Here is a 13,430-nt window from a genome sequence, read left to right as displayed (position 1 = left end):
GCATATTAATTTTATTTAGTCACTGCTTTATATCTAATATGATTTATAATAATTGCTTCGTTATCTCATATAAAGCAATATTGGTTGCTTGTACCACATTCATGCTGCTATTTTGCCCAAACATATTTACATGAATAATAGCATCAGACATTTTTAAAATGGTATCAGATACTCCAAAGTTTTCATCACCAATAACCAAAGCAATAGGTTTTTTTGTAGAAAATTTAAATTCATGAATAGATTTGCTTATGTCAGTAATTTCTAATGAAATGATTTGATAGTTATTGCTTTTTAGAGTTTCAACCATTTCTGAAGCCGATGGAACAATGTCATAATCAACAGATTTTTCGGTAGCTCTAGACGTTTTTGTCATTTTTCGTCCAAGCGGAATATGGTCACCACAAAGTATGAGTTTTTCAATGCCAAAAGCATCAGAAATTCTAAACAAACTTCCAATATTTGGCGCATTTGTTACATTATCACAAACCAAAGTAATAGGGAAAGTGCGTTGTGAAAAGTTTGTATTATAATGTGTTAGTTGCATGTTTTTAGTTGACAGTATTCAGTAGCAGTTATCAGTCTCAGTGTTCAGTAACAGTTTTCTTTGTGTCTTCGCGTCTTTGCGAGAAATATTTTTAAGTGTTGAATAAATTTTCTCCTTATAAATAATTAATTATCTTACTCTTGACCTATTGAACAAGTTTGTTTTTTTATTTTGATCCACCCAGATTCCTATCGGAATAGTTCCGCTTAATGTACTAACAAAACCAAAATCCCATAAAAAAACTGTAATAATAATAGCAAGAATAACTCCCCCAACTATAATTATATTATTAGGTTCAGCATGTAATCTATTTATATCTTTTTTTGTGTGGTTTCCACAATGTTTACAGCGTTCATTAATCTCATTTTTACCATATTCTATTAAAAAAGCATATCTATCAGGTGCTGATGTTTTTAAATAATTCTCTTTTTTACAGGAACTACAGTAATAACTTAATTTCATATTAGTTTAATTTTCAAAAGCATATTTAACAATATTAGCCCCCATTTTAAGAGCTTTTTCTCTAACGTCGGCAGGATCGTTATGCACTTCTGTGTCTTCCCAGCCATCACCTAAATCACTTTCGTAGGTAAATAATAATACTAACCGATCTTCTTGAAAAATACCAAAAGCTTGCGGACGTTTCCCATCATGTTCATGAATTTTTGGTAAACCTTGTGGGAATTTATAAGGTGCATTAAATATTTTGTGACTAGTAGAAAGTTCTATTAAATCTTTATCAGGGAACACCTTTTTTAACTCTTTGGTTATAAAAGGTTCCATACCATAATTATCATCTATATGTAGAAATCCACCAGATATTAGGTAGTTTCTTAAGTTTTCGGCATCGGTTTCACTAAAAAACACATTACCGTGTCCAGTCATATGTAATAAAGGATATTGAAAAATATCAGTACTTCCAACTTCAACAGTTTGCGGTTTAGGAGCTATTTTAGTGTTTATGTTTTGGTTACAAAAAGCTATCAGATTAGGTAATGCTGTCGGATTGCCGTACCAATCGCCGCCACCTTTGTATTTTAAAATGGCTAAATCTTGAGCCATGCAGTTACCAGTCATTAAGAAAATGCTAATGACGATAATTTTTGTAAGATTTTTGATTTTCACACAACTAAGTATCATAGATTCAAAAATAAAAAGAATTGCTATGCAAAAGATACTTTTAACTATAATTATATCATCATTTTTATTTCAACCAGAAAAAGAGGAAACATTTAAACCTTTTGTTGTTTTGGAATTATTTACTTCTCAAGGGTGTTCTAGTTGTCCGCCAGCTGATAATTTGTTAAATGAAGTTAAAACTAAATATTCAGATAGTGAGGTTGTTGCTTTATCATACCATGTTGATTATTGGAATTATATTGGTTGGAACGATCCTTTTAGTCAGAAAGCATTTAGTAGCAAACAGCGTGCATATGGCAGGAAGTTTAGTAGCAGTTCAATCTATACACCACAGATTGTTGTAAATGGAAAGGAACATTTTGTTGGCTCTAATAGAGGTATAATGAACACTAAACTTAATGACTATTTAGAAAAAACATCGGCAAATACGGTGGTACTCAGTAATCTTAAAAAAGATAATAATACTATTTCTTTAGATTATAAAATAGAAGGTACTATTAATAAAAAAACATTACAAGTCGTTTTGGTCATTAATGAACGAATCACTTCAATTAAGAGAGGAGAAAATAAAAATAGAACACTGAAAAACTCTAATATTGTTGTAGAAGAAGTGTTCTTAAGTTTAAACTCGAAAGAAGGAAAACTAAGTGTTGTAATTCCGAGTATAGTTACTCAAAGTGATGATTTATCAATTGTTGCATTAATACAAACTGAAAATTTAGATATTACTGGAGGTAGCCAACTAAGATTATAACTGGTTAATAAAAGCTACCGAATGACAAGCAACTATGGCAGCTGTTTCTGTACGTAATCGAGTGTTTCCTAAAGTTACTGGAGCGAAATTGTTTTGAAGTGCTTGTTCTATTTCGTTAACAGAAAAGTCGCCTTCAGGGCCAATTAAAATTGTAATATCTTGTTTTGGCTTTAGTTCTTTTTTTAAAGATGTTCTGTCGGTTTCTTCACAGTGCGCTATAAACAAATCTCCATTAAAGTCTTGCTTTAAAAAGTTTTTAAAAGTAGTAGCCTCATTAAGTTTTGGTAAATAACAATTTAGAGACTGTTTCATTGCCGATTGTAAAATACGCTCAAAACGTTCTGGTTTAATGATTTTGCGTTCACTATGATCACAAACAATAGGTGTAATACTATCAATACCTATTTCAGTAGCTTTTTCCAAAAACCATTCATAGCGATCATTCATTTTTGTAGGGGCTACAACTAAGTGTAAATTGTAATCTCTTTTTGGTTGTAGTGATTTTGAAACAATGGTAGCGATGCACTTATTAATATTCGGTATGGTGATTTCGGCAGTAAACAACCATCCTTTACCATTTGTAATATGTAATACATCCCCAACATTTTTACGCAATACTTTTACAATATGCTTACTTTCATCTTTAGGAAAAGAAAATTGCGTTGTACTGTCTGTGATGTCTGGATTATAAAATAATTGCATGGAGCGAAGATAAAAAAGGAATTATAATTTACGAATGATGGCTACGATTTTTAAATGTATTATACTGAAAACTGCTACTGAACACTGTAAACTACTAATTATTATATCTTTAACCTAGCAGACGCCGTAACATTCTGTTCAGCAAAATTGCCTTCTAAATATTTTAAATACCCTACAATGGCTATCATAGCAGCATTATCTGTAGTAAATTCAAATTTAGGAACATAAGTCGTCCAGCCAAATTTTTGTTCACCATCTTTTAAAGCTTGCCGTATACCAGAATTTGCAGAAACCCCGCCACCAATAGCAATTTGTTTGATACCGGTTTGTTTGGTAGCAAGTTTTAGTTTATCAATTAAAATACCAATAATAGTATACTGTATAGAGGCACAAATATCATTTAGATTTTCTTCAATAAAATTAGGATTTGCTTTTACTTCCCGTTGAACAAAATAAAGAATAGCCGTTTTCAAGCCAGAAAAGCTGAAATTTAAACCTTCTACTTTTGGTTTAGTGAACTGAAACGCTTTCGGGTTTCCTTTTTGTGCACGTTTATCAATTTCTGGCCCTGCAGGATATCCCAAACCAAGAATTTTACCACTTTTATCGTAAGCCTCCCCAACAGCATCATCAATGGTTTCTCCAATAACAGTCATATCAAAATGACTTTTCACTTCAACAATTTGAGTATGTCCACCCGAAATAGTCATTGCGATAAAAGGAAACGACGGTTTTTCAAAACCTTCTTCATCTATAAAATGTGCTAAAATATGTGCTTGCATATGATTCACATCTATTAGCGGAATATTTAACCCATAAGCTAAAGATTTAGCAAAAGAGGTTCCAACTAATAAAGAACCCATTAAACCTGGACCACGAGTAAATGCAATGGCGTGCAGTTGATTTTTCGTTACACCTGCCTTTTTCAACGCTTGGTGCACGACAGGAACAATGTTTTGCTGGTGCGCTCTAGACGCTAATTCTGGCACTACGCCACCAAATTCTTCGTGTATTTTTTGGCTAGCCACAACATTGCTTAAAATTTTACCGTTGTGTATTATAGATGCAGCTGTATCATCGCACGATGACTCAATTCCTAGAATGTAAATATTTTGTGAGGACATTAGTAAATATTAGGCACAATAATTGTTAATTTTGAAAAAGAATAAAAGTCTAATGCATAGTTTCTATTCGTAAGTACAAAAATAGGGTATTCTTAATTCAAATTATAATTTAAAAAGGCATCAAAAAAATCTTAAAAATAATATTAAAAATAGTAGGCATTATTTTGCTGCTTTTCATCATTTTGGTGCTTGTACTTTCTATACCCGCAATTCAGACTAGTTTAGGGAATTATGCTACCAAAAGGATAAATGAAGATTTTGGGACTAATATAAACATCGATAAAATTGGTTTACAATTTAATGGAGATGTAGAACTTAAAAGTATTTATATAGAAGATTACAAAAAAGATACCCTTATAAACATAGCCGAATTAAACACGTCTATTTTAAACTATGGAAATTTATCCAACGGTAAATTAGAATTTGGAGACATAGACATTATAGATTTAGTTTTCAATATAAAAACATATGAAGGCTCAAGGGAGACCAATCTAGACATCTTTGTAGCAAAATTAGAAGGAGACAATCCAACAAAAGGTGATGGTAGTTTTTTACTGTCCTCTAGCGATGTTTCTATTTATAATGGGGTTTTTAAGCTATTAGATGAGAATAGGGAATCTACAAAAGTGCTACATTTTAATAATTTAAATATTAACGCCACCAATTTTTTAATTAAAGGAAGTGATGTAAGTGCCAGAATCAATACCCTATCTCTTAGAGACAGTCGTGGTTTGGTTATGGAAAATTTAATGACAGATTTTGCATATACATTAAAGGATATGACGTTTGCAAATCTTCAAATAAAAACACCTAAATCTGTTTTAAATGGGCATTTAAAGTTTTCTTATGATAGAAAAGATTTGCAGTTCTTTACAGATAAGGTTTTGGTCTCGGCTAATTTTAAAGATTCTAATGTACAATTAGACGAACTTAATACATTTTATAATGAGTTTGGAGCGAATCAATCAGCCAAGTTTAGTGTTGACCTATCAGGAACTTTAAACAATTTGCAAACAACAAATTTAAAATTGAATACCAGTAGAAATACTAGGGTTTACGGAGATATCAATTTTAAAAACCTGTTTAATAAAGAGAAGGATAATTTTTATATGAATGGGTATTTTCGGAACCTATCTTCTACATATAGAGATTTAAAATCTTTATTGCCAAACGTTTTAGGAGATGCGATACCCTCGTCCTTTAATCGATTGGGCATGTTTATTATTGTTGGAAATTCGCAAGTAACAAGCTCAACAGTTATAGCAGATATTGAAATAGTTACCGAATTAGGTTTTGTAGACTCCAATTTAGAAATAACAAAAATTAATGATATAGATAATGCTTCTTATAAAGGAAATATCATTTTTGAAGACTTTGATTTTGGAACATTCCTTAATGATCCAACAGTCGGAAATGCCTCTTTAAATTTTGATGTAAATGGTAAAGGATTTGTTGCCGAAAATGTTAATACACAGGTTAAAGGAGATGTTTTTAATGTTGATTATAACAATTACAATTATAAAGGAGTAAAGGTTGCAGGAAATGTTAGAAACAAAATTTTTGATGGAAACCTAACAGTTAATGACAGAAACCTAAAAATGAGTTTTGCCGGGCTTGTAGATTTTTCTGAAATTATTAAGAAATACGATTTTGAAGCTAATGTCGATTATGCGAATTTAAAAGTATTGAATTTTGTAAAGAAGGATAGCCTTTCTATTTTTAGAAGTCGGGTTAAAATGAATATGAATGCCAGTAACTATGATGATGCTTACGGTAAAATATCATTTAGAAAGACATCATATAAAAATCAGAATGACAATTATTACTTTAATAAATTGGATGTGCTTTCTCGATTTGAGGGGGATACGCGATTTATTGAATTTAATTCCCCGGATATTATTGAAGGAGATTTAAAAGGACGTTTTGTATTTAAAGATTTAAGGAAGTTATTCGAAAACTCATTAGGACATATTTATACAAATTATGAACCATATGAAGTTGCTACAAATCAAAGTATAGATTTTAACTTCAAAATATATAACAAGATTATTGAAGTGGTGTACCCCGAAGTTGAACTTGGTAAAAATACCTTTATAAGAGGTAGAGTAGAAAGTGATGAGAAAAAATTCAAGCTTACATTTAAATCACCAAAAATTAGATTGCTAGATAATTTTGCTAATCATGTTGAACTACAAGTCGATAATAGTAATCCGCTTTTCAATACTTATATAGAAGTAGATAGTTTAAAAACAAAGCATTACAATATCTCTAAATTCAATTTAATTAATGTAACCGTAAATGACACCTTATTTATGCGTTCTGAATTTAAAGGTGGTAAACGAAATAACGATAGCTATAATCTGAGTTTTTACCATACAATTAATGAAGCCAAAGAATCTGTTATAGGTTTTAAAAAATCGGATGTCACCATTAAAAATAATAAATGGTTTATTAATGAAGAGAAGGATAGATTTAATAAAATATCGTTCAGCAAAGATTTTACAAAATTTGATATTGATAGACTTAGAATTAATCATAACAATGAAGAAATTAAACTTTCTGGTATTCTAAGAGATTCTACAGAAAAGGATTTAAAATTAGACTTTAAAAATGTTGACCTATCAAAAATAACACCAGATATAGACAGTTTAGCATTAGCAGGTAATGTAAATGGCAAGTTGGATATACTTCAAAAAAATGGAAATTATTTGCCGCATTCTTCTGTTATAATTGATGATTTTAAGGTCAATAATTTTTTATTAGGCTCTTTTGATGCCGCTATTACAGGCAATAAAACGCTTACTAATTATAAAATAGATGCTACAATTAAAAATGATGCATCAGAATCGTTTGGAGCTGAAGGCGATATACGTGTGGTTGGTAAAAAAGCAACAATAGATGTAAATCTAAACTTTAACGATTTTAATTTATACCCTTTAAATCCATTATTAGACGGTGTATTAACCAATATTCGTGGAGAAGCCTCAGGGAATGTGAATGTCATAGGAAGGCTTAACCATCCTGATATTAACGGGGCATTAACTTTGAACAATGCTGGACTCGGTATTCCGTATCTTAATGTAGATTACGATTTTAAGAATAAAGCATCAGTGACCCTAAAAGATCAGAGTTTCATTTTTAATAAGGTGCAATTAAGCGACACAAAATTTGGTTCTAAAGGAGAACTTAACGGTTCGTTAAATCATGTCAATTTTTCTAAGTGGAGTTTAGGTTTAAATTTAAAAACACCTCGGTTATTAGTACTTGATACTCAAGAAACTGAAGATGCTTTATATTATGGCACTGGTTTTATAGGAGGAAGAGCTAGTATTGCTGGACCAACAGATGAGTTGGTTATAGATGTAGTAGGAGAAACAAAACGTGGAACAGTATTTAAAATACCGCTTAGTGATGCTGAGTCTTTTGGAGATAATTCTTTTATTCATTTTATAACTAAGGATGAAAAAGAGGCAAGAAAAAAAGGAGAAGACGTTGTTTTTAATGAAATTAAAGGTTTGGAATTAGATTTCGATTTGGATCTTACAGAAGAAGCCGAAGTAGAAATTATTATTGATAAAAGTACAGGACATTCACTAAAAGGGCGTGGTAGAGGAGGTTTGCTAGTCGAAATTAATACCAATGGTAAATTTAAAATGTGGGGGGATTTTTCCGTATTTGAAGGAGTTTATAATTTTGCATATGGCGGCTTAATTCAAAAAGAATTTATAGTACAACCAGGTGGTACCTTGGCATGGAATGGGGATCCGTTAAATGCCATAATGGATATGAATGCTATTTATAAAACACAAGCCAACCCTTCACCATTATTGGATAATCCAATTAATAGAAGTATTCCTGTTGAATTAAACATTAGTTTAAAAGGAGATTTAGAAAAACCAGATCCAGATTTTAGTTTCGAATTCCCTAATGTAAATTCGACCATTAAATCTGAGCTTCAATATCGATTAGAATCTGCAGACGATAAGCAAAATCAAGCTTTGTATTTAATATCGACAGGGTCATTCTCCAGAGGGTTAAATGAATTAAATTTTTCAGGTACCATAGCCGAACGACTTAACGGTATTATTAGCGGTATTTTTGGTAATGGAGATAGTAAACTTAATCTAGGTGTAAATTATGAAGCTGGTCAAAACAGACCAGATTACCAAACTGATGACAGAGTTGTTGCCACCATACAAACACAAATTAGTGATCGTGTGCTTATAAATGGTAAAGTTGGGGTGCCTGTAGGTGGAGCAGGAGCTACAGAAACCGTAATAGCGGGAGATGTAGAGATTGATTTTCTGTTAAATGAAGAAGGTACGCTAACAGCTAAAGTGTTTAATAGGGAAAATAGTATTAGAAATTTTGGAGAAGCCATAGGATATACGCAAGGTATCGGGCTTTCATATAACGTAGATTTTGATACCTTCAAAGAATTACTTCAAAACTTCTTTAAAAGACCTAAAAAAGAAGAAAGTGCTCCGCAGGAAAAAACACAAGAAATTAACAATAACGCATTACCTAATTTTATTACAGTAAAGCCTTCTACGCAGAAATAAAGTGTTACTTTTTTACTTTATTTATAACAGTTTTCATAACAAATCGTGTTTTTTTATTAACTAAAACGTTATAGTTTAACAACTATAGTTAAAATAAGATAAATGCTTATAGATATGTGCGTTTTGTTTACTAATTTTACCTGTAAATAATATATTTTGATGGGAAAAGCAATTAAAAAACTAGCCGTTTTGACTTCCGGAGGAGATTCTCCAGGAATGAATGCAGCTATTCGTTCGGTAGTTAGAACATGTGCTTACCATGATATTGAATGTGTAGGTGTTTATCGTGGTTATGAAGGTTTGATTGAAGGTGATTTCAAGGCTATGGATGCTCGTAGTGTAAAAGGAATTATAAACAAAGGTGGTACGATACTAAAATCTGCGCGCTCTAAAGAATTTAGAACAGAAGAAGGTAGAAAAAAAGCATTTAAACAATTAACCGATGCTAATATTGATGGGTTAGTTGTTGTAGGTGGTGATGGTTCTTTTACTGGCGCTCTAATTTTTAATCAGGAATTTGATTTTCCAGTCATGGGAATCCCTGGTACAATTGATAATGATATTTATGGAACTTCCCATACTTTAGGGTTCGATACAGCTTTAAATACAGTTGTAGATGCTATTGATAAAATTCGCGATACCGCGAGTTCTCACAACAGATTATTTTTTATTGAAGTTATGGGACGTGATGTCGGACACATCGCCTTAAATACTGGTATAGCGGGTGGAGCAGAAGAAATCTTGATTCCAGAAGAAGATTTAGGATTAGACAGATTAGTGGAATCCTTGAATAAAAGTAGAAAATCTGGCAAAACATCAAGTATTGTTATAGTTGCAGAAGGAGATAAAATTGGTAAAAACATATTCGAACTTAAAGATTATGTAGATGATAACATGGAAGGTTATGATGTTCGAGTATCAGTTTTAGGTCATATGCAACGCGGTGGTGCACCTTCTTGTTTCGATCGCGTTTTAGCTAGTAGAATGGGAGTGAAGGCTGTAGAGTCTTTATTAGAAGGAGAAACTAATTATATGGTAGGCTTGTTAAATAATAGTGTAGAATTAACACCATTAGATAAAGCCATAAAAGGAAAGTCAAAAATTAACCTAGAATTATTGCGTGTTTCAGACATTATGAGCACTTAACATTTATAAATAAGATTATGTCAAAATTAAAATTAGGAATTAACGGATTTGGAAGAATTGGAAGAATTGCTTTTAGAGTAGCAGCTTCTAGACCAGATATTGAAATAGTAGGAATAAACGATTTACTAGATGTAGATCATTTAGCATATTTATTAAAATACGATTCTGTTCACGGACAGTTTGACGGAACTATAGATACAAATAATGGTAACTTAGTGGTAAACGGTAATGAAATAAGAATTACTGCAGAACGTAATCCAGAAGATTTAAAATGGGATGCCGTTGGAGCAGAAGTTGTTTTAGATTGTACAGGTATCTTTACTAATTTAGAAGGTGCTCAAAAACACATTACAGCTGGAGCTAAAAAAGTAGCTATTTCAGCACCGTCTGCTGATGCACCTATGTTTGTAATGGGAGTTAACCATAACGAAATTACTGCAGATCACACCATTGTATCAAATGCATCTTGTACAACGAACTGTTTAGCGCCTTTAGCTAAAGTAATTAACGATAAATTTGGTATCGCTGAAGGTTTAATGACTACAGTTCATGCCGCTACTGCAACTCAGTTTACAGTTGATGGTCCTTCAAGAAAAGATTACAGATTAGGTAGAGCATCTTTAAATAACATCGTACCTGCATCTACAGGAGCTGCAAAAGCAGTAGGGAAAGTAATTCCAGAATTAAACGGTAAATTAACAGGTATGGCTTTTAGAGTACCAACTGTTGATGTATCTGTTGTGGATTTAACATGTCGTTTAGAGAAACCAGCTTCTTTTGAAGACGTTAAAGCAGCTTTAAAAGATGCTTCAGAAGATGGATTAAACGGTATTTTAGGTTATACAGAAGAAGGTGTTGTATCTCAAGATTTCGTGTCTGAACCAAGAACAAGTGTATTCGATGCAAACGCAAGTATGGCATTAAATGATAACTTTGTTAAATTGGTATCTTGGTATGATAATGAGTTTGGTTATTCAACTAAATTAGTTGACTTAGCACAGCATATTGGTTCAATATAAATTATTAATTTAGTCCACAGAATTACTTTATTAATATAAAAAGTAATTCTGTGGATTTTTTATATAAAAACTTATGATTTTAATTGTTGATAGTGGTTCTACAAAATCTGATTGGATAGCAGTAGACAGTAGTGGAAATCAATTACTGGAAAAGATACGTACTAAAGGACTTAACCCTGCTATTTTACCAGAGAAGAAATTAAAAAAAATAATTAAATCTAATAGTTTATTAAAAGAGCATAAAAAGAGTGTCACTCATATTTTCTTTTATGGAGCTGGTTGTGGTACAGAAAAACCAGTAGCACTTTTAAAAGGAGTATTAGAAGAAATCTTTGTAAACGCCCATATAGAAGTAAATGAAGATACTATGGCGGCGGTATACTCTACAATTAATCATGATAAAGAAGCTGCGGTAGTTTGTATTTTAGGAACAGGATCTAATTGTAGCTATTATACTGGCGAACAATTAGAGCAGCGTGTGGTATCTTTAGGGTATTCTGTTATGGACGATGCTTCAGGGAATTACTATGGACGCCAATTAATTAGAGATTATTACTTTAATCATATGCCAGAAGATGTTAAAATAGCCTTTGGCAGCAAATTTAACATGGAGTCTGATTATATAAAGTATAATTTATATAAGCAACCTAACCCTAACGCCTATTTAGCAAATTTTGCTGAATTTATGTTTTTACATAAAGATTCAGAATATACGATCAACCTTATAAAGAAAGGCATTCGGTTATTTACTACTAATATGATTATGCAATATAAAGAGGAACTAAAAACAGTTCCAGTACATTTTGCAGGATCTATAGCCTACTTCTCACAAGATGAAATTAGAGAAGTGGCTCAAGAGATGGGATTCACTGTTGGTAATTTTGAACGTAGACCTATTGAAGGGTTGGTTACTTTTCATACCAAGAATTTATAAGTTTTTTTATTAGTGAAACTCAATTTTGAAAAGTTGTGAAGCAATATATTCAAAATTGTTAGTTGAACTAATCCCGCTAAAAAAGCGGGATCTTTAGGTCTAATACCTCGAAGTTTACTTCGAAATTAAAAATGTTTTCCATTGAATGCCTCGTGAGCTTGCTCCGAGGATTATTTATTATCACGCAACCATTTTAATGATGTATCATCTTAGTTATAAAATCATTATATGCGCTTTATGAGAAAAATATTTTTGATCATCACTTTATGTTCGTTGTTTTTAAGTTGTAAAAATGACGACGACTCCACTAAAATTCAATACGAATCTACAGCAATAATTAAGGGACAGGATCTTACACTATGCGCTTGCTGTGGAGGATGGGTAATCGAAATTGATGATATTACACCAGATTATCGGTTTGAAATGTTACCAGAAAATTCAAATATAGATTTACAAAAAGCGACATTTCCTATAAACGTAAAATTAAATTGGGAAGTAGATAATACCTGTGGGGGTATAACACGTATTATAATCGAAGATATTATTGAAATATAAATTTTAATAAAGCATTTATTAAATATTTGGTCTACCAATTTTCTTTTCTAGTTTGAATATGTAATTCAGTATATTAGTTGTTTCTATTATTTATTAATTTAAGCACTTTTATAAATGCATAATTTTAAAACCTTATTGGTATTAATAATTGTTTTAGGAATTGTATCATGCGGTTCTAAAAACGATAAAAAAGCTAATAATAATGAGGGCAACCAATGGCAATACCTTTTTAATGGTAAAAATCTTGAAGGTTGGATTCCTAAGTTTTATCATCATGAACTTGGAGACAATTACGCTAATACCTTTCGAGTAAAAGATGGAGTTATTCAAGTAAATTATGACGGTTATACCGAGTTTGGTGATCGTTATGGTCATTTATTTTATTATAAACCATTTTCATCGTACCATTTAAAGTTTGAGTACCGATTTACAGACCAATGGATGGAAGATGCGGCGTCATATACGTATAGGAATAGTGGTGTTATGTTTCACTCTCAAGACCCTAAAACGATACTAAAAGAGCAAAATTGGCCAATATCTATTGAGTATCAGGCGTTAGCAGAAGAAACAGAAGGTGTATTAAGACCTACTGGTAATATGTGTTCTCCAGGTACAGAAGTTTTTGTGAATAATGAAATGGTTTTGCGTCACTGCGTATCTTCTTCCTCAAAAACTTATAAATGGAATGAATGGGTAAAGGGTGAACTTATTGTTTATGGTGATTCTCTTATTATACACGTTGTAAATGGGAATAACGTGCTACAGTATACAAAACCACAAATTGGAGGTGGTATCTCAAAAGGCTATGATCCAGCAGTTAAGATTAATGGAAAAAAACTAACTGAAGGCTTTATTGGTCTACAGGCCGAGGGACAAGGCATAGAATTTAAAGAAATAAAAATCAAGGAATTATAAAGTTTTATTATAATTTGAATATGTTTGTAAAAATT

General features: G+C 31.7%; 12 protein-coding genes. 7 read left to right on the top strand and 5 right to left on the bottom strand.

Translation table 11 applies throughout. From position 1 onward, the window contains the following. Window positions 1–43: 43 nt before the first annotated feature. The 3 genes from Q4Q39_RS11605 to Q4Q39_RS11595 form a co-directional block, all read right to left on the bottom strand. A complete protein-coding gene (locus Q4Q39_RS11605; RefSeq protein WP_303282650.1) occupies window positions 44–544 on the bottom strand; it encodes a TrmH family RNA methyltransferase in 501 nt (166 codons plus the stop codon). Between the two features lie 129 nt (window positions 545–673). After that, a complete protein-coding gene (locus Q4Q39_RS11600) occupies window positions 674–1,006 on the bottom strand; it encodes a hypothetical protein (RefSeq protein WP_303282649.1) in 333 nt (110 codons plus the stop codon). 6 nt (window positions 1,007–1,012) lie between these two features. Continuing rightward, entirely contained in the window at window positions 1,013–1,621 is a 609-nt protein-coding gene (locus Q4Q39_RS11595; protein ID WP_303282648.1) for a DUF4159 domain-containing protein, read from the bottom strand. An 88-nt stretch (window positions 1,622–1,709) separates the two neighbouring features. On the opposite strand from Q4Q39_RS11595, the gene Q4Q39_RS11590 reads away from it, so the two are divergent. Continuing rightward, a complete protein-coding gene (locus Q4Q39_RS11590; protein WP_303282647.1) occupies window positions 1,710–2,438 on the top strand; it encodes a DUF1223 domain-containing protein in 729 nt (242 codons plus the stop codon). On the opposite strand, the gene Q4Q39_RS11585 is transcribed toward Q4Q39_RS11590, so the two are convergent. Beyond that, entirely contained in the window at window positions 2,433–3,140 is a 708-nt protein-coding gene (locus Q4Q39_RS11585; RefSeq protein WP_303282646.1) for a 16S rRNA (uracil(1498)-N(3))-methyltransferase, read from the bottom strand. The two genes, Q4Q39_RS11590 and Q4Q39_RS11585, sit on opposite strands and share 6 nt — an antisense overlap. 101 nt (window positions 3,141–3,241) lie before the next feature. Further along, complete coding sequence (gene tsaD, locus Q4Q39_RS11580; RefSeq protein ID WP_303282645.1) at window positions 3,242–4,264, bottom strand: tRNA (adenosine(37)-N6)-threonylcarbamoyltransferase complex transferase subunit TsaD; 1,023 nt, start codon at window positions 4,262–4,264, stop codon at window positions 3,242–3,244. Window positions 4,265–4,428: 164 nt separating this feature from the next. Here tsaD and Q4Q39_RS11575 point away from each other — a divergent pair, with 164 nt between their 5' ends. The 6 genes from Q4Q39_RS11575 to Q4Q39_RS11550 all read left to right on the top strand — a co-directional run bounded on the left by Q4Q39_RS11575 (window position 4,429) and on the right by Q4Q39_RS11550 (window position 13,395). Beyond that, window positions 4,429–8,826 (top strand): translocation/assembly module TamB domain-containing protein, encoded by a 4,398-nt coding sequence (locus tag Q4Q39_RS11575; RefSeq protein ID WP_303282644.1) that lies wholly within the window; start codon window positions 4,429–4,431, stop codon window positions 8,824–8,826. A gap of 159 nt (window positions 8,827–8,985) precedes the next feature. Next, a complete protein-coding gene (pfkA, locus tag Q4Q39_RS11570; protein WP_303282643.1) occupies window positions 8,986–9,972 on the top strand; it encodes a 6-phosphofructokinase in 987 nt (328 codons plus the stop codon). A gap of 17 nt (window positions 9,973–9,989) precedes the next feature. Next, window positions 9,990–10,991, top strand: coding sequence for a type I glyceraldehyde-3-phosphate dehydrogenase (gene gap, locus Q4Q39_RS11565; RefSeq protein WP_303282642.1), 1,002 nt, complete (start codon window positions 9,990–9,992; stop codon window positions 10,989–10,991). Window positions 10,992–11,064: 73 nt separating this feature from the next. Beyond that, the gene (locus tag Q4Q39_RS11560; protein ID WP_303282641.1) at window positions 11,065–11,925 is read left to right on the top strand and encodes an N-acetylglucosamine kinase; all 861 of its coding nucleotides are present in this window, start codon (window positions 11,065–11,067) and stop codon (window positions 11,923–11,925) included. Between the two features lie 237 nt (window positions 11,926–12,162). Continuing rightward, a complete protein-coding gene (locus tag Q4Q39_RS11555; RefSeq protein WP_303282640.1) occupies window positions 12,163–12,480 on the top strand; it encodes a hypothetical protein in 318 nt (105 codons plus the stop codon). Window positions 12,481–12,594: 114 nt separating this feature from the next. Beyond that, on the top strand, window positions 12,595–13,395 hold the full coding sequence (locus tag Q4Q39_RS11550) for a 3-keto-disaccharide hydrolase (protein WP_303282639.1): 801 nt from the start codon (window positions 12,595–12,597) through the stop codon (window positions 13,393–13,395). The last annotated feature ends 35 nt before the right edge of the window (window positions 13,396–13,430 follow it).

The organism is Flavivirga amylovorans, from assembly GCF_030540875.1.
Classification (GTDB): domain Bacteria; phylum Bacteroidota; class Bacteroidia; order Flavobacteriales; family Flavobacteriaceae; genus Flavivirga; species Flavivirga amylovorans.
This window is presented reverse-complemented; position numbering and strand designations above follow the sequence as displayed.

Coding starts and splice junctions, on each gene's coding strand:
- Q4Q39_RS11600 (WP_303282649.1), bottom strand. CDS start 1,006: ATGAAATTAAGTTATTACTGTAGTTCCTGTAAAAAAGAGAATTATTTA.
- Q4Q39_RS11605 (WP_303282650.1), bottom strand. CDS start 544: ATGCAACTAACACATTATAATACAAACTTTTCACAACGCACTTTCCCT.
- Q4Q39_RS11595 (WP_303282648.1), bottom strand. CDS start 1,621: ATGACTGGTAACTGCATGGCTCAAGATTTAGCCATTTTAAAATACAAA.
- Q4Q39_RS11590 (WP_303282647.1), top strand. CDS start 1,710: ATGCAAAAGATACTTTTAACTATAATTATATCATCATTTTTATTTCAA.
- tsaD (WP_303282645.1), bottom strand. CDS start 4,264: ATGTCCTCACAAAATATTTACATTCTAGGAATTGAGTCATCGTGCGAT.
- pfkA (WP_303282643.1), top strand. CDS start 8,986: ATGGGAAAAGCAATTAAAAAACTAGCCGTTTTGACTTCCGGAGGAGAT.
- Q4Q39_RS11585 (WP_303282646.1), bottom strand. CDS start 3,140: ATGCAATTATTTTATAATCCAGACATCACAGACAGTACAACGCAATTT.
- Q4Q39_RS11560 (WP_303282641.1), top strand. CDS start 11,065: ATGATTTTAATTGTTGATAGTGGTTCTACAAAATCTGATTGGATAGCA.
- gap (WP_303282642.1), top strand. CDS start 9,990: ATGTCAAAATTAAAATTAGGAATTAACGGATTTGGAAGAATTGGAAGA.
- Q4Q39_RS11550 (WP_303282639.1), top strand. CDS start 12,595: ATGCATAATTTTAAAACCTTATTGGTATTAATAATTGTTTTAGGAATT.
- Q4Q39_RS11555 (WP_303282640.1), top strand. CDS start 12,163: ATGAGAAAAATATTTTTGATCATCACTTTATGTTCGTTGTTTTTAAGT.